The organism is Arthrobacter sp. CJL-S3, assembly GCF_056711635.1.
Genome location: NZ_CM160046.1, coordinates 908,457 through 923,725, shown reverse-complemented (window position 1 = coordinate 923,725; position 15,269 = coordinate 908,457). Strand labels below are relative to the sequence as shown.

Annotated in this window: 15 protein-coding genes; 6 read left to right on the top strand and 9 right to left on the bottom strand. The window is 68.2% G+C overall.

The features are described 5' to 3' along the window. Position 1 precedes the first annotated feature (1 nt). The 4 genes from AC06G6_RS04260 to AC06G6_RS04245 form a co-directional block, all read right to left on the bottom strand. On the bottom strand, positions 2–769 hold the full coding sequence (locus AC06G6_RS04260; RefSeq protein ID WP_479826668.1) for an amino acid ABC transporter ATP-binding protein: 768 nt from the start codon (positions 767–769) through the stop codon (positions 2–4). Continuing rightward, a complete protein-coding gene (locus tag AC06G6_RS04255; RefSeq protein ID WP_479826666.1) occupies positions 766–1,803 on the bottom strand; it encodes an amino acid ABC transporter permease in 1,038 nt (345 codons plus the stop codon). Before AC06G6_RS04255 ends, AC06G6_RS04260 begins: the two co-directional genes overlap by 4 nt. 6 nt (positions 1,804–1,809) lie before the next feature. Beyond that, positions 1,810–2,712, bottom strand: coding sequence for an ABC transporter substrate-binding protein (locus AC06G6_RS04250; protein ID WP_479826664.1), 903 nt, complete (start codon positions 2,710–2,712; stop codon positions 1,810–1,812). Positions 2,713–2,795: 83 nt separating this feature from the next. After that, a complete protein-coding gene (locus AC06G6_RS04245; protein WP_479826662.1) occupies positions 2,796–4,067 on the bottom strand; it encodes an alpha-hydroxy acid oxidase in 1,272 nt (423 codons plus the stop codon). A 140-nt stretch (positions 4,068–4,207) separates the two neighbouring features. Between AC06G6_RS04245 and AC06G6_RS04240 the strand changes: the two genes are divergently transcribed. Beyond that, a complete protein-coding gene (locus AC06G6_RS04240) occupies positions 4,208–5,833 on the top strand; it encodes a PucR family transcriptional regulator (protein WP_479826659.1) in 1,626 nt (541 codons plus the stop codon). Between the two features lie 10 nt (positions 5,834–5,843). On the opposite strand, the gene AC06G6_RS04235 is transcribed toward AC06G6_RS04240, so the two are convergent. Next, on the bottom strand, positions 5,844–7,202 hold the full coding sequence (locus AC06G6_RS04235; RefSeq protein ID WP_479826657.1) for a diacylglycerol/lipid kinase family protein: 1,359 nt from the start codon (positions 7,200–7,202) through the stop codon (positions 5,844–5,846). A 70-nt stretch (positions 7,203–7,272) separates the two neighbouring features. After that, complete coding sequence (locus AC06G6_RS04230; RefSeq protein WP_282383819.1) at positions 7,273–7,608, bottom strand: cupin domain-containing protein; 336 nt, start codon at positions 7,606–7,608, stop codon at positions 7,273–7,275. Between the two features lie 190 nt (positions 7,609–7,798). Between AC06G6_RS04230 and AC06G6_RS04225 the strand changes: the two genes are divergently transcribed. Continuing rightward, positions 7,799–9,532: a RecQ family ATP-dependent DNA helicase gene (locus tag AC06G6_RS04225; RefSeq protein WP_479826654.1), complete on the top strand. Its 1,734-nt coding sequence runs from the start codon at positions 7,799–7,801 to the stop codon at positions 9,530–9,532. A 61-nt stretch (positions 9,533–9,593) separates the two neighbouring features. Then, positions 9,594–10,397, top strand: a complete 804-nt coding sequence (locus tag AC06G6_RS04220) for an alpha/beta fold hydrolase (RefSeq protein WP_479826652.1) — start codon at positions 9,594–9,596, stop codon at positions 10,395–10,397. Here AC06G6_RS04220 and AC06G6_RS04215 read toward each other — a convergent pair. Next, entirely contained in the window at positions 10,394–10,699 is a 306-nt protein-coding gene (locus AC06G6_RS04215; RefSeq protein WP_479826650.1) for an acylphosphatase, read from the bottom strand. The genes AC06G6_RS04220 and AC06G6_RS04215 overlap by 4 nt on opposite strands. A gap of 197 nt (positions 10,700–10,896) precedes the next feature. Between AC06G6_RS04215 and AC06G6_RS04210 the strand changes: the two genes are divergently transcribed. From AC06G6_RS04210 to AC06G6_RS04200, 3 genes are read left to right on the top strand one after another with little or no spacing between them, the layout of a single operon-like run. Continuing rightward, on the top strand, positions 10,897–11,160 hold the full coding sequence (locus AC06G6_RS04210; RefSeq protein WP_479826648.1) for a YegP family protein: 264 nt from the start codon (positions 10,897–10,899) through the stop codon (positions 11,158–11,160). A gap of 54 nt (positions 11,161–11,214) precedes the next feature. After that, positions 11,215–12,171, top strand: a complete 957-nt coding sequence (locus AC06G6_RS04205; protein WP_479826646.1) for an ABC transporter ATP-binding protein — start codon at positions 11,215–11,217, stop codon at positions 12,169–12,171. Positions 12,172–12,175: 4 nt separating this feature from the next. After that, positions 12,176–13,438: an ABC transporter permease gene (locus tag AC06G6_RS04200; protein WP_479826644.1), complete on the top strand. Its 1,263-nt coding sequence runs from the start codon at positions 12,176–12,178 to the stop codon at positions 13,436–13,438. 67 nt (positions 13,439–13,505) lie between these two features. Here the strand turns inward: AC06G6_RS04200 and AC06G6_RS04195 are convergent, their stop codons facing one another. Continuing rightward, the gene (locus AC06G6_RS04195; protein ID WP_479826642.1) at positions 13,506–14,540 is read right to left on the bottom strand and encodes an alpha/beta fold hydrolase; all 1,035 of its coding nucleotides are present in this window, start codon (positions 14,538–14,540) and stop codon (positions 13,506–13,508) included. A gap of 98 nt (positions 14,541–14,638) precedes the next feature. Beyond that, on the bottom strand, positions 14,639–15,202 hold the full coding sequence (locus tag AC06G6_RS04190) for a hypothetical protein (RefSeq protein ID WP_479826640.1): 564 nt from the start codon (positions 15,200–15,202) through the stop codon (positions 14,639–14,641). Positions 15,203–15,269: the final 67 nt, after the last annotated feature.

The window sequence follows — 15,269 nt, the reverse complement described above, 5'->3', positions numbered from 1 at the left end:
GTCAGAGGACCTTGGAGAGGAACGCCCTGGTCCGGTCGTGCTGCGGATTGCTCAGGATCTCCCGGGGCGGTCCGGCCTCCACCACCACGCCTTCGTCCATGAACACCAGTGTGTCCGCCACCTCGCGGGCGAACCCCATCTCATGGGTCACCACGATCATGGTCATTCCGCTCTTGGCCAGTTCCTTCATAACGTCGAGCACCTCGCCCACCAGTTCCGGGTCCAGGGCGCTTGTCGGCTCGTCGAAGAGCATCAGCTTCGGGTCCATGGCCAGCGCACGGGCGATCGCCACGCGCTGCTGCTGCCCGCCGGACAGGTGCGCCGGATAGGCGTCCCCCTTGTCGCCGAGCCCCACACGCTCCAGCAGCTCCATGGCCCGGGCGGTGGCTGTGACCTTGGAAATACCCTTGACGCGCATGGGCGCCAGAATGATGTTCTCCACTGCGGTCAGGTGCGGAAACAGGTTGAACCGCTGGAACACCATCCCGATTTCCTGGCGCTGGAACGCTGCTTCCTTGAGCTTCAGCTCGTAGAGCTTGTCCCCCTTTTGGCGGTAGCCCACCAGCTGCCCGTCGACCGAAAGCCGGCCGCCGTCAACCCGTTCCAAGTGGTTGATGCACCGCAGGAACGTCGACTTGCCCGAACCGCTGGGGCCCACAATGCAGAGGACCTCGCCGGGGTCGACCTCGAGGCTGATCCCGCGCAGCACCTTGTTGGTACCGAAATTCTTGGAGACCCGCTCCGCGAGCACCATCGGCGCGTCCGTCATCCTTTTCCTCCAAAATCCGTGCCGATCGGCGGGGTGGGCCCGCCGGGAACCGCCGTCGGTGCCGGTCCCGGCGTCGCCGGTTCCTTGCCCGTCTTGACCCGCCCGGTGCCCCGGGAGAACCGCTTCTCAATGAAGTGCTGTCCCACCATCAGGATGGAAGTGAAAAGCAGGTACCAGAGGGACGCCACAATCAGCAGCGGCACCGGGGTGAACGTCACCGCGGAAATACCGCGGGACACGCCGTAGAGGTCAATGCTCAACGGGATCGCGGCCACCAGGGAGGTGGTCTTGAGCATCGAGATGACCTCGTTGCCGGTGGGCGGAATGATGATCTTCATCGCCTGCGGAACCACGACATACCGCATCGTCTGGCCCCAGGACATGGCCAGCGCCGTCGACGCTTCCTCCTGGCCCTGGTCCACGGACAGCAGCCCGGCGCGCACGATTTCGGACATGTACGCGGCTTCGTTCAGGGCCAGCCCGATCACGGCGGTGATGAAGAGGTTCGTGAAGACCTCATTCGGGATGGTGACCCACGGCTCCATAAACGGAACGCCGAGGGTGAACACCGGATAGATCAGGGACACGATGCCCCAGAAGACCAGCTGCACGTAGACCGGGGTTCCCCGGAAGATCCAGATATACAGCCAGGCAATGCTCTTCAGCACCGGATTCGGCGAAAGCCGCATGATGGCCAGCAGCAGGCCGATCACGATCGCGCCGATCATCGAGTAGACGGTCAGCCACAACGTCACCCATGCGGCCTGGCTGATCCGCCGGTCGAAGATGTACTTGCCCACGTCCGGCCAGCCGTAGTCCGCGCGCTGGGCGGCATCCAGCACAAAGACCGCCAGCCCGAGGACCAGGAGTACCGCCACCACGTTCCGCCAGGGGTGGCGCAGCGGGATGGCGACGATCGCTTCCGGCGGAGCGTCGTCGTCGTGCCGTCCCCGTCCGGCCGGCGGCGTCCTGCCGGACGCCCCGCTCCTGCCGGGTTCCGACTCAATCATCCGGTCGGATTCGGGCTCGCTCATCTGCTATCACCCTTTGGCTGCGACGTTGAGATCCGCCGTCTTGACGCCGCCGGCTTCCACGCCCCACTTGGCGAGGATCTTGTTGTACGTGCCGTCGTCGATCAGCGTCTGGAGGGCCTTCTGCAGGACGGGCGTGAATTCGCTGCCCTTGGCGACCGGCATCCCGTAGGGCGCCACTTCAAAGGCGTCGCCGGCGGTCTGCAGCTTGTCCTTGGTCTTGGAGATCGCGTACAGGGTCACCGGGGAATCGGCACTCATCGCGTCCACCTGCCCGACCACCAGGGCATTGGTGGCCTGGTCCTGGGCGTCGTACTTGAAGATGGTGATGGCGGGCTTGCCGGCGTCGGTGCAGGCCTTCGACTTCGCCGGCACCTCGTGCGTGTCCTGGTAGGTGGTGGCCTGGACGGCGACCTTGAGCCCGCAGGCGTTCTCGGGGTCCACGGTCTTGCCCTTCGGGGCGGCCCACTGGATTCCGGCGGAGTAGTAGTTGACGAAATCGACCTGCTGTTCACGTTCCAGGGTGTCAGTGAAGGAGGAGACGCCGATGTCGTCCTTTCCTGCCTTCACCGCCGGAAGGATGTTGTCGAAAGTACCGATGTCGAAGTTGACCTTCAGGCCCATGACCTGGCCAAGGGCGTTGGTGAGGTCCACCGCCCAGCCGGCCGGCGCACCATTGTCGTCCTTGAACTCGTTGGGCGGGTAGTTGTTCGCCATGCCGACGTTGAGGACGCCCGCGGTCTTCATCTTCTCCGGAAGCATCGCGGCGACTGCGTCATTCTTTTTCACCTCGATGGCGTCGGCGCTTCCGGAGGCCGTTCCGGTGGCGGCGGGTGCGCTGTTGTCGACGCAGCCGGAGAGCGCGAGTGCCGTGGCTATGGTGAGAACGGGGAGTACGTATCGGGTGCGCATGGTTTCCTTAGCTGTTCAGAGTGGCCCTTGTTCCCGCAAGTCTGCGGGAGGAGGGCGCCGGGTGCCTGCAAGTTCAGAACTCGTTAGTGCGTGTTGCCTGACGCTGTTGTTTCGAGGATTTCTCCGGAATGACGGATGTCCCGCAGAATTTCCCCGCCCCGAGCTTTCAACTCCGGGATGCTGGAAACGCCCACCAACGTCATCGTACGCCGCAGCTCGTCTCCGAAAATCTCAATGATGCGCCCGACGCCGGGCGAGCCCGCCGCCACCAGTCCGTACAGGTAGGCCCGGCCGATCGAGCACGCATCGGCGCCCAGCGCCAGCGCCTTGAGGACGTCGCTGCCCCGGCGGATCCCCGAGTCCACGTAGATCTCGATCGAGTCACCCACCCGCTGCCGGGACTCCTGCAGCACGTCCATCGGGCTCAGCATGTGGTCGAGCTGGCGGCCGCCGTGGTTGCTCAGCTGGACGGCATCAAGGCCGATCCGGGCGGCCTTTGCGACGTCGGCCGGGTTGACGCAGCCCTTGAGCACGATCTTGCCGTGCCACGCCTGCCGCAGGGCAACGAGTTCGTTCCATCCGCTCGTCGCGTCCGAGTGGCCCAGGATGTGCTGCCACATGGAGGGTGTGACGACGGAGGTGGCCGCCGCACTGCGCGGATCCAGGTTCGGGAAACTGATGCCGTCCGACTTCAGGAAGTTGATCCACCAGGACGGACGGCGCGCGATGTCCGCGATGGTTGACAGTGTCAGCGCGGGAGGTGCGGTGAAGCCGTTCTGCAGGTCCCGTTCCCGGGCGCCGAGTGCCCGGGTGTCGACGCCGACAATCAGGGTGTTGAATCCGGCGGCTTCGCAGCGCGCCAGTTTGTCCTTCAGGGCCCGGGCGTCGGAGGTCAGCCCGAAGTTGAACCAGCGGTCGAGTCCCGGCTGGCTCTCCGCGATGGTTTCCATGGCCACGGTGCTCAGCCCGGCCAGCCCGTAGGGGATGTGTGCCCGGTCGGCGGCGGCCGCGACCGCGAGCTCGCCCTCGGGATGGAAGAGCCGGGTTGCGCCGGTGGGCGTCAGGGTCAGGGGCAGGGCGCTGCTTCTTCCGAGCAGGGTGGTGCTGGTATCGGGTCCGGAGACCGGGCCCCAGCTGGGCATCAGGGCCCAGGAGTCGAAGACGGCCCGGTTGCGGCGGAGTGTCACTTCGTCCTCGGAGCCGCCGTCGAGGTAATCGAAGATCCCGGCCGGCAGGACCCGCTGTGCCGACTTCCGGTACTCCTCGACGTTGAAGGCATTGGCCAGGACCCGGCGTCGGCGTGAGAGGACGGGGGCCTTCACCTGAATGAGCTGCCGGGCATCGCTGATTTTCAATGAGGGCCTTTCCTTTGCTGTCCTGCGTTATGGTTCAGCGTAGGAAGTGGAAGGCCGCGCAACTATGGAGATAGCGACAAATCGGGGGGCTTGTCATTAGCAGCAACTACCAAACAGCACATATTGGCGAAACGGCGACGGTGAATCCCTCGACGGCGAGGCACCCGCTGCCTACCCTGGCCGACGTCGCCCGCTCGGCAGGGTCGGAAATTGTCAGCCTGGTCGAGATGCCGGCCGATGACCAGAGGATCGTCGCGGGCTCCGTGCTTTACGATTCGACGGCCCTGCCGGCCAGGTTCCCCGGTGCCGTTGCGTTGGCCATCGGCTTGTCCCTGTCGGGGAAGCGTCTCGGCGCCAAGGTCCGGGAGCTCGGCGATGCCGGGTACGTGGCCATCGTCTACAAGTCCAACGGCAGCCCGGACAAGGCGCTGCGGGCGGCTGCCCGGGAGTCGGGGATCGCCCTCTTCCGGGCCTCCGACTCGGTCCCGTGGAACCAGGTCGCGGAGATCATGGACGCCGCCGTCGTCCCGCACCGGCAATCGGGCCGCACGCTGGTGGACATCCGCCCGGGTGACCTGTTCGATCTCGCCAACACCGTGGCCGCCCAGGCGGGCGGCGCCGTCGCGATCGCCGCTCCCGACCAGACGGTTCTGGCGTATTCGACCCTCCCGGACCAGCCCATCGACGAGACGCGCAGGAGCTCCATTCTGCGGCTGCAGGTGCCGCCGTCGGCTGAAACCGACAAGGACTACCGCCGCGTCCATGCCGCCACCGGCGTGCTGCAGGTGGCGACGGCGGATCCGCTGCTCCGGCGAACGGCCGTTTCCATCCGGGCCGGCGACGCCGTCCTCGGCTCGCTCTGGCTCCTCGAACGGGCGGAACACCACAACGAGGACACGCACCGGATCCTCCGGGACGCCGCCAACGTTGCGGCACTCCACATCCTGCACAAGCGCACCACCTACGTCTCGAACCTGACCCGCCAGATCGACCTGGTCCAGCCGCTGCTGTTCGAGCCGCAGCGCGCCGAACTCGCCGCCATCCGGCTCGGGATCTCGGCATCCTCGATCCGCGTTGCGGCCCTGGGCATCTGGCCGTCTGATGCCATGGCGTCCGAAACCCTGCAATCCCGCCTGCGGCTCTTTGACGCCATCCGGACCGCCTGCGCCATCCGGCTGCCGTCGGCCGTCTGCGGGTTCTCGGACAACGTCGTCTACATCGTCCTGCCACAGACCGCGGGATCCTCCCGGCAGTTCCAGCGCGGCACGCTTCTGAAGATTGTGCAGAATGCCCGGCGGCTGCTCTCCCGGCCGGTCCTCGCCGCACTGGGCGTGGCGGCCCCGATCGACCGGCTCGAGGAGTCCCGGGTCAACGCCGAACTGGTCCTCTCCGAGCTGGTGCGGAACGTCGCCGAGGGGCGCATAGCTGCCGATTCCGATGACATCGTCGCCGACGACGAATCCCTCGGCGCCAGCCTGCATTTGCGCCAGATGGTGACGTCGTTGACGGCGTCGGGCCAGCTGCCCGGCGCCCACGCCCTCCGGATCGCAGAGTATGACGAACACCAGAAGAAGTCGTTCGAGGAAACCCTCTACGCCTACCTGAGCTGCAGCGGAAACGCCGTGGAAGCCGCCAAATCCCTGGACGTGCACGTCAACACGGTCCGCTACCGCCTGTCCCGGGTGGAGCCGCTCTTCGGCATTGACCTGGACGATCCCGAGACGCGCCTGCTCGTCTGGCTGCAACTCTGGGCGAGGCGCAACTAGGACGCCCGCGTTATCCGCCGCTTGCCGCCCCCTGGGCCGTGGCGTACACGGCCCGGTGCCCCCACGCCAGCTCACGGAGCCGGATCAGGTCCAGCGCCGGCTGCGCGGGCGGGACCCCCGGACGCTTCCGCGGAACCACAACGCGCAGGGCGGCCGGTTCGACGGTGCACCGCACCGGGGTGGGAATCAGCAGCGCCTCGCCGTCCACACCGACCGGGATCTCGGGCACATCGGCGTCGACCACCACCTCAGCCGCGGTGCGCTGGATCAGGCCGCGCTTCGTCGCCCGCCGCAGCAGGCCGACAGCCTCACGGGTGGTCGAGGCGGAGAGCGCCACCGCGCCGAGCACGCCCCGGTCCAGCCGGGTGCGGCGGCCCAGGCCGGCGAGGTCGTGGCTGCCGTACGGGCCGTTGCTCACCAGCACCGCCTGCGGCCCGTCCACGGTGGTGCCGTCAAACTTGGCGTGCAGCCGCGCGCCCTGATGGCCCTTGATCAGGTCCGGGAGCATCTGCAGCACGGTACCGGCCTTGTCATCGCGGTACTCCGGGCTCTGCACCACCTCGGCGTAGACCCCGAAAGAAGCATTGTTGACGAAGGTGCGGCCGTTGATCCTGCCCAGGTCCACGTGCAGCTCCACCCCGTCGCGGAGGGCATCCAGGCAGCCCGTGGGGTCCTCCCGGTCCAGGCCGAGATCAAGGGCGAAATGGTTGCGGGTGCCGGCGCTGATCACCAGGAACGGGAGGTTGTGCTCGGCCGCGATGCCGGCCACCAGCGCCTGGGTTCCGTCACCGCCGGCGACGCCGAGCAGGTCGGCTCCCCGGGCCACGGCGTCCCGGGCCAGGGCCGCGACATCGACCTTGCCCGGACCCTCCAGCAGCGCCACCTCGGCCCCGAGCTCCTCCGCCTTCCGCTGCAGCTCGAACTTCACCACCTTGCCGCCGCCGGAGCGCGGATTCATCACCACGAAGGGATGCTTCGGTTTGGGGGCAGGGTACTCGGTCATCTTCGACCCGGCCCGGGGCTCACGGAGGGCAGCGCGGGCACAGACCAGTGCCACAAACACCAGCCCCACGGTGATCATGACCTCCAACAGCAGGCCCGCCTGAATGAAGAGGTAGAGCACCACCAGCGGGGCGAGTACGGCCAGCACCAGCGCACCCCAGCGCAGAAAACCGCGGCTGATGAGGAACCAGTAGATCCCAGCCACCATCACCACGAGGCCGCCGGCAGCGGTCACGAGCAGGGCAACAGTGCCCGCCAACCCCGCGGCCACCAGCGGGACCAGCGCCGCGCAGAAGACCGCGAGATATGCGGCCCGCGCCCACCACCGCCGGGTCTGTGGAACCTCTTCGAACGGAACGACAGTCATGTCCAGCTCCTTGCGGTAATCCGGCCCCGGCCGATCGCCCCGACTGGGCTCCCGGCCTGCGGCCGAGCCGTCAGGTCTTGATTTTCGCGACGGTCATCAGGATCGCGGAGTCCTCTTCCGCTTCCAGGCTGTGCAGCCCGTCCGGCACGATCAGCAGGTCCCCGGTCTTGCCCTGCCAGGATTCATTGCCCGCGCGGAGCCGCACGCAGCCGCGGAGCACAAACACGGTCGCCTCGCCGGGGTTCTGGTGCTCGCTCAGCTGTGTCCCCGCCCGGAACGCCATCACCGTCTGGCGGAGTGTTTTTTCATGGCCGCCAAACGCCGTATCCGCAGCACGCCCGCTGGGTGCCGCCACCGCAGCCGCCAGCTGCTGACGGGCAAGGGCATCGAGCGATATCTTCTGCATGGGGCCACCCTACTCAGAAACAGGCCCGCTGCCGAGGGACCTTTGCCCCGGTCACGGCCGGAGCCTCATTTCCGGTGACACTAGAACTTTTTGTAACTTTTCCGGGAAGCCCTACCCTGAAACCAACGGCCGGCATCTGCCCGCCCTGCCCCACCCCGCATTGTCGCAACGTCGCAACGGAGCCGCCCCCATGACTGAGGCCCTCGACGACGCCGGACTCCGCCGGCTCGCGGACGTCACCTTTGGCCTGCCGCACCTCCGCGAAGGCCAGCTCGCCGGGATGCGCGCCCTCGCCGCCGGCCGGGACGTCCTCGCCGTTATGCCCACCGGCTACGGGAAGTCGGCCATTTACCAGGTGCCCGCCCTCCTGCTGCACCGCCGGCAGCAGCGGCCCGCCGTCGTCGTGTCCCCGCTGATCTCCCTGCAGGAGGACCAGCTGGACGGGCTGCGGGCAGCGGCGGGGCCGGGCGGCGCCGTCGCGGTCAATTCCTCGCACAGCGCCGCGGAGCAGGAGCGCGCCTGGCAGGCCGTGGAAAGCGGCGAGGCGGCGTTCCTCTTCCTCGCCCCGGAGCAGCTGGCCAAGCCCAGCACGGTGGAACGGATCGCGGCGCTGAACATCGTGCTGTTCGTGGTGGATGAGGCCCACTGCGTCTCCTCCTGGGGTCACGATTTCCGGCCCGATTACCTCCGTCTGGGCGAGGTCCGCGAGGGCCTCGGGAACCCGACCACCGCTGCGCTGACGGCCACGGCCTCTCCCCCGGTGCGCGAGGAGATCCTGGCCCGGCTTGGTATGGCCAACCCGCTGGTCCTGGTCCACGGCTTCGACCGGCCCAACATCCGGCTGGAAGTGCTCCGCCACCATGAGGACAAGGAGAAGCGCCGGGCGGTCGTCCGGCAGGTCACCGAGCTGGTGGCCGGAGGGCGCGGCCCCGGGCTGGTGTACACCGCCAAGCGGAAGGACACCGAGAAGTACGCCGCGCGGCTGGCCCGGAACGGCCTGCGCGCCGCGGCCTACCACGCCGGCCGGACGCCCACCGAGCGGGAGCTTGTCCACCAGCAGTTCCTCGACGGCGGTCTCGACGTCGTAGTGGCCACGACCGCGTTCGGCATGGGAATCGACAAACCCGACGTCCGCTTCGTGGTGCACGCGGACATCCCCGAATCCCTGGACAGCTACTACCAGCAGATCGGCCGGGCCGGACGGGACGGCCGGCCCGCCGTCGCCGTGCTGCACTACCGCTCCGAGGACCTCGGCCTGCGGCGCTACTTCGCTACCCACACCCCCGACGAGGCCGCGCTGCTCACTGTCCTCACGGTGCTGCGCGACGCGGGCCGGCCGCTCCCGCCCCAGTCGCTGGCCGAAGGGACCGGTTTCCCCGCCCGGCGGATCACCGGCCTGCTGAACCTGCTGCAGGACACCGGCGCCGTCACGGCCACCCACGACGGCGCCCGGCTCGAGGTGGCGCTCGACCCGGCGGCGGATCCCGCCCGCGTGGTGGACCGCGCCGTGGACCTCGCCGCCGCCCGCGAGCGCGTGGACAAGTCGCGCATCGCGATGATCCGCAGCTACGCCGAGACGCACCGCTGCCGCCGCCAGTTCCTGCTCGGCTACTTCGGCGAGGACCTGCCCGAGCCCTGCGGGAACTGCGACACCTGCACCGACGGCACCGCGCTGCTCCAGGAGCACACCGGCGAGTACGACGGCGGTGCTGCCGCCGGGGATGCTGCATCCGGTGGTGATGCTGCCGACGACGGCGGGGCGAGTGCGTTCCCGCTGAATTCCCGCGTGGAGCATGCCCTCTGGGGGCCCGGCCTGGTCATGGGGCACGACGGCGACCTCCTCACCGTGCTGTTCGACCGCGAGGGCTACCGGACCCTGTCGCGCAAAGCCGTCCTGGGCCACGGCCTGCTCACCCGCGCGTGAACCCGGCCCGGGAATCCGGCACGGCCTCGACCCCGCCCGGCGACCGTCCTACGCTTAATCCATGCCCCGGGTGAGCGTCAACGGCGTCGAGCTGTACTACGAAGAGCGCGGCGCCGGTCTGCCCGTCCTCGGCATTCACGGGACGCCTAGCTCCGCTGTGCTCTGGGAGGATCCGGCCGCCGAGCTCTCCAGGATCTGCCGCTGCATCACCTACGACCGCCGCGGCTTCCACCGCAGCGAGCGCCCCGAACCCTTTGCCGCCGTCGACCTGTCCGAGCACCTCGACGATGCGTCCGCCCTGCTGGATGCCCTCTTCGCGACGCCGGCAGTCGTCATCGGACGCAGCACCGGCGGGGAGATCGCCCTCGCCCTCGCACACCGGCACCCGGAGCAGGTGACGGCACTGGTCCTGCTGGAACCCGCGGTGTTCTGGCTGAACCCCGAGGCCCAGGCATGGGCCGACCGGCTAAGGGAGCAGGTGCTGGAGGCGGCGGCAACGGACCCGCGCGCCGCGGCGGCCGTTGTCATTCGGGAGGCCGTGGGCGGCCAGGTGTGGGAGGCGCTTCCCGGGGAGCTCCGGGACATGTTCGAGGACACCAGTCCGGCGGTGCTGGCCGAGATCAGGGGCGAGGGACTGGACCTCAGCGAGAACCCGCCCGCCCTGGGACCGGAGGAGCTGGCCACCGTCCGGCAGCCGGCACTGCTCGTCTCCGCGCAAGACTCGCCCGGCGTGCTGCGGAGCGTCAATGCGCGCCTCGCGGAACTGCTGCCCGCTGCAGAGAGCGTTATGGTCCCCGGCGGTCACCTGATCAACCCGGCCCACCCCGCCGTGCTCGAGTTCCTGGCCCGCTTCACCGGGGCCTAGTACACGACCCGGAAATTACTGAACGCCCCCGTGGCCCGGGAGATCGATTCCTCCACGTTCTCCACCCGCCCCGGCGCTTCGGGCGAGCGCAGCCAGCGCCGGAACTCAAGTACCACCGACTGCGGCCCCTCCGCCACGATGCCCACTGAACCGTCGGCATTGTTCCGGACCGTTCCGGTGAGCCCCAGCTCGTCCGCCTGGCGCACCGTCCAGTAGCGGAATCCAACGGCCTGCACCACGCCGTCCACCCGCGCCGTCAGCCGGACCCACTCGCCGGAATCGCCCCTCGGAAACTCAGCCATGCACCCAATCTAGCGCTCCACCCGGCGGCCGCCGCCAGAGGAATCGTGCACTTTCCACATAGGGACCTTTGCCCCTTACCGTCCGCAGACCCGAGCCGGAAGGATGGTCAGATGCGCTGCGGGGACGTGTCGAGAAAACGGCATGGCACATGGAAGTGCCTCACCCTCCCGCGGTGCTGCCCGGAAGGACAAACACCATGGCAGGACAATTCGAAATCTTCACGGACGCTGAGGCCAACGTCCGGTTCCGGCTCCTCGGCGCCGACGGCACGGTTCTGGCGATTTCCAAGGCTTTTGAGGACAAGCGGTCCGCGGCGGACGGCATCATGGCGGTCCGCGAATGCGCCGGCACGGGTCTGATCAAGGAAGCCCGCTCCAACGCCTGGGGCGGCACAGGCAAAACCAGGGCAGGCCTGCCGACACCGGCCCACCGCCGTCACCGGCATTTCCCCGCCGTTTAGGCGGCGAATCGGCAACACCCCGGGTGGGTAAGCCCGGCAGCATCGGGAGCCGCAATGGACGAAGCACGGGTCCACATCAGCGGCTTCCGAATGGACTTCGGCGACACCACCGTGGTCCGCGACCTGTCCTTTGACGTGCATGCCGGCGAGACCTTCGGTTTCCTCGGCAGCAACGGCTCCGGCAAGACCACCACGATCCGGGCCCTGCTCGGCATCTATGAGCCCACTGCCGGGATCCTTCACATCAACGGCCGGGAGTTCAAACCGGAGCACGGCGACCGGCTGGGCTACCTTCCCGAAGAGCGCGGGCTCTACAAGAAGGAAAAGGTCATCGACATCATGACCTACTTCGGCCGGCTCAAGGGGATGGGACGGCGCACCGCCAGGCGATGGTCCCTCGAGTACCTGGCCCGGGTGGCGCTGGCGGACCGGGCGACGGCCGTGCTGGACAAGCTCTCCAGCGGGCAGCAGCAAAAGGTCCAGCTCGGTGTCACCATCATGAACAACCCCGAGCTGCTGATCCTGGACGAACCCACGAAGGGCTTTGACCCCGTCAACCGGCGCCTGCTGATGGACATCATCGCCGAGCAGAAGCAGGGCGGCGCCACCGTGGTCATGGTGACCCACCAGATGGAGGAAGTGGAGCGGCTCTGCGACCGGGTCATCCTGCTCAAGGACGGCACCGCAGAGGCCTACGGGACCATCGACGAGGTGCAGAACAAGTACGGCGGCCGCATCATCCGGATCAGGCACACCGGCGCCATCCCGTCCTCGCCGCACTACGAGGCGGTGCTCGAGGAGACCAACTACTCCGAACTCTCCATCACCGATGCCACCGACGAAGCCGTCATCCTCAAGGACCTGATCGACGCCGGCGTGACCGTCCGGAGCTTCACCACCACCAAAATCTCCCTGGAGGACATCTTCATCCGGGTCTACGGCGACCAGAACGTCCCTGCCGCGGCAGGGACGTCCGGCACTGCACCGCCCCCCGCCCGGGACGGGGCCTAGTGCCGTGGCGCAGCACAATCTAGGCACCGTTCTGAGTTTCGAGTTCATCCGCACCGTGACCAAAGGCCGGTTCTGGATCGGCACCCTGTCCGTCCCGCTCATCATTGCCGTGGTGTTCGGGCTGATCTTCCTCAGCAACACCAGCACGGACACCGCGGCCGCGGCGCAGAAAAGCGCCCAGTTCAGCATCTCCTACACCGACGCCTCCGGACTGATCACCGCCGAGGACGCGGCGCTCTTCGGTGCCACCGCTGCGGGCTCCCCCGACGCCGGGATCACCGCCGTGCAGTCCGGCGCCGTCGACGCGTTCTTCGACTACCCAACGCAGCCCGAGTCGACTCCGGTGCGCGTCTACGGCGCGGACCGGGGCCTCTTCGAGAACGGGAAGTATGCCGCCGTCGCGCAGGCCATGCTGACGCACGCCGTCGAACAGCGGATCGGCTCCCCGCAACTGTCCGCGCTCGCGGCCGGACGGGTGCAGATCGAAACCGTCACGTACGACGGCACCGAGGAATCCGGCGGCCTGGGATCGGTGATCCCGCCGATGGTCTTCCTGGTCATCTTCTACGGGCTGATCGTGCTCCTGGCCGGGCAGATGCTCAACTCCACGCTGGAGGAGAAGGAAAACCGCGTCACCGAAATGATCCTGACCACGCTCAAACCGACAACGCTCATCGCGGGCAAGGTCATCGCGCTGTTCGGGATCGGCCTGGTGCAGATGATCGTATTCCTTTCCCCCGTCCTGATCGGCCGGCTGTTTTTCCCCGAGGAGCTCAGCCTCACGGCCCTGGACGTGCCCCCGCTGATCCTGGACCCGGTCCGGATGACCGTTGGCCTGCTGATCCTCGTCGGCGGTTTCGCCCTGTTCACCACCACGCTCGTGGCCATCGGCGCCGTGATGCCCACCGCTAAGGAGGCCGGAAACTTCATGGGCGTGATGATGGCGCTGATCTTTGTGCCGTTCTACGCTGTGTCGCTGGTGGTCTCCGATCCGCAGTCCGTGATCGTGCAGATCTTCACCTACTTCCCGTTCTCCGCCCCGGTGACCGCGCTGCTGCGCAACGCCTTCGGCTCCCTGGGTCTGCTCGAGGCCGGCATTGTGATCGCGATCCTGTTCGCCGGCGCGGCCGTGATGCTCCGCCTCGCCGTGCGGCTCTTCCAGTACGGTTCGATCTCCTACACCTCGAAGGTGAACGTCCGGACCGCGCTGCGTGCCGGATCGCGGCGCCCTACCGCTGATAGGCCCCCGACGACGACGGGCGGCTAAGGCGGCCGGCTGACGGCGGCCGGGCTACCGGGCTCCGGGCTCCGGGCTCCGGGCTCCGGGCTCCGGGCTACCGTGTGGCGAGGAAGGTCCTGATCTCCTCGGCCATGGGCTTGGACTGGGTCCAGTGCAGGTAGTGGCCCCCGGCCAGCGGGACGATTTTGTGGCGTTGGACATTCTTCAGCAGGTTCTCCAGCGACTCAGCCTTGCCGGCTGCCTCCGGGGATCCGGCGTCGGCGACGAAGGCCAGCACGGGCAGCCCGTCGGGATAGCTGATTCCGCGCAGGTCCGAGGCGTTGTTCCCGATCCGGGCCGTCTCATCGGCCACGGCCGGGCTGCTGAAATTCCAGATCGTCATCAGGCGGATGCGTTCCCGTTCCTCCGGGGTGTGGGCGTCGCCGTCCGGTTCGCCCAGCGCGGGGGCCACCGCGAGGGCGGCGCGGACGACCCCGGAGACGGCGAGCAGCCGCAACACGTCGATGCCTCCCGACTGCACCTCCACCGGCCCGCTCGTGGCTTTCGGCACGGTGACGTCGATCCCGATCACGGCCGCCACTTCCGCAGGGTAGCGGTTGGTGTAGTCCAGCATGTAGAAGCCTGCGATCGAGTGCCCGGCCAGGACGTACGGCTGCGGGATGTCGAGCTTTCCCAGCACTTCGTGGAGTTCCGTGCTGATGTTCTTGTTGCTCCGCTCGCCGGCGCTCATGTCGCTGTAGCCGTAGCCGAATCCCTCCACGACGGTGACGTTGTAGTCACCCAGCTCCCGGATCAGCGGCGCGAAGTCGAGCCCAGGTGCGGCCGTCCCCAGCCCGCTGAGGAGCACGATCGGCTGGCCGGGCTGGCCGTTCCGGTACACGTTGACGGTTCCGCCGGCGATCTCAATCCGTTCGCCGTAGGGGGTGATGCTGGCCCGTTCCTGCCGCTCCAGCACCAGGTTGGCGACGGTTGAGACCAGGCCCAGCCCGACGGCGATCAGGGCCGCCGTGGAGAGGGTGCGCAGCCGTTTTCGGCGCCTCGTCCGGCGCCGGCCGGGAGCGGTATCGGCCTCCGTGGCGGCAGCGGGCTTGGGCGGGTACGCGTCCGTGCGACGAGGATTGATCCTCATGGCGTGCCTTTCAGTGGCAGTAGCAGTGCCAGGTCGAACGGGCTGGCAGGGCAAGCGTAACCCCGCGAGCGCTCCCCGGGGCAGGCCGGCCCCGGCTGCTAACCCGCCGGCATTTCCCCCGGCCGCAGGGACGTGATCATCGTCCGGACGTCCCGGTACTCCGGGGTGGACGCGTACAGCCTGGCCTTCTCCAGATACGGCAGCGCCGGGTCCCCGGGCGTCGCGTTGTGCTCCGGGTTGTACGTCCCGCCGAAGAAGGCGCCGCTTGGCGGCCACAGGAACAGGTGGAACATCGGGCACGCCAGGTCGCCGGACTCTTCGGGGACCATGGTGATGCCGTAAGCCGCGATGGTGGACTGGGTGGCCACCGGATCAGGGTCCTCGCCCCGGGACTCGAACACGTACCGGGGCACGCCGCCGTCGGCGCCCCCGCCCTCGGCGAGTGCCACCATCGGCTCGGAATCGTAGACCTCGTACGGGGTCTTGCCGACGCATTCCGCCCCGGTGACGATGTTGGTGCGCAGGCCCGCCATCGGCTTCCCCCCGGTGTTCAGCACGTCCACGAAATCGCCCTCGAGCGCGCCGCCGGGGTCCTTCACCGTCCAGCCCGGGGGGTAGTCGAAGGACAGTCCCCCGTCCGTCGTGGTGAAGGTCTGCCACACCGACGTTGGATCCTCCGACGCTGGCCCGTCCGACGCCGGCCCGTCCGACGCCGGCCCGTCCGACGCC

Bases quoted from the DNA above. Each gene is read 5' to 3' on its own strand.
- AC06G6_RS04210 (WP_479826648.1), top strand. From the start codon at position 10,897: ATGGCAGGACAATTCGAAATCTTCACGGACGCTGAGGCCAACGTCCGG.
- AC06G6_RS04205 (WP_479826646.1), top strand. From the start codon at position 11,215: ATGGACGAAGCACGGGTCCACATCAGCGGCTTCCGAATGGACTTCGGC.
- AC06G6_RS04220 (WP_479826652.1), top strand. From the start codon at position 9,594: ATGCCCCGGGTGAGCGTCAACGGCGTCGAGCTGTACTACGAAGAGCGC.
- AC06G6_RS04195 (WP_479826642.1), bottom strand. From the start codon at position 14,540: ATGAGGATCAATCCTCGTCGCACGGACGCGTACCCGCCCAAGCCCGCT.
- AC06G6_RS04260 (WP_479826668.1), bottom strand. From the start codon at position 769: ATGACGGACGCGCCGATGGTGCTCGCGGAGCGGGTCTCCAAGAATTTC.
- AC06G6_RS04215 (WP_479826650.1), bottom strand. From the start codon at position 10,699: ATGGCTGAGTTTCCGAGGGGCGATTCCGGCGAGTGGGTCCGGCTGACG.
- AC06G6_RS04225 (WP_479826654.1), top strand. From the start codon at position 7,799: ATGACTGAGGCCCTCGACGACGCCGGACTCCGCCGGCTCGCGGACGTC.
- AC06G6_RS04235 (WP_479826657.1), bottom strand. From the start codon at position 7,202: ATGACTGTCGTTCCGTTCGAAGAGGTTCCACAGACCCGGCGGTGGTGG.
- AC06G6_RS04250 (WP_479826664.1), bottom strand. From the start codon at position 2,712: ATGCGCACCCGATACGTACTCCCCGTTCTCACCATAGCCACGGCACTC.
- AC06G6_RS04230 (WP_282383819.1), bottom strand. From the start codon at position 7,608: ATGCAGAAGATATCGCTCGATGCCCTTGCCCGTCAGCAGCTGGCGGCT.
- AC06G6_RS04255 (WP_479826666.1), bottom strand. From the start codon at position 1,803: ATGAGCGAGCCCGAATCCGACCGGATGATTGAGTCGGAACCCGGCAGG.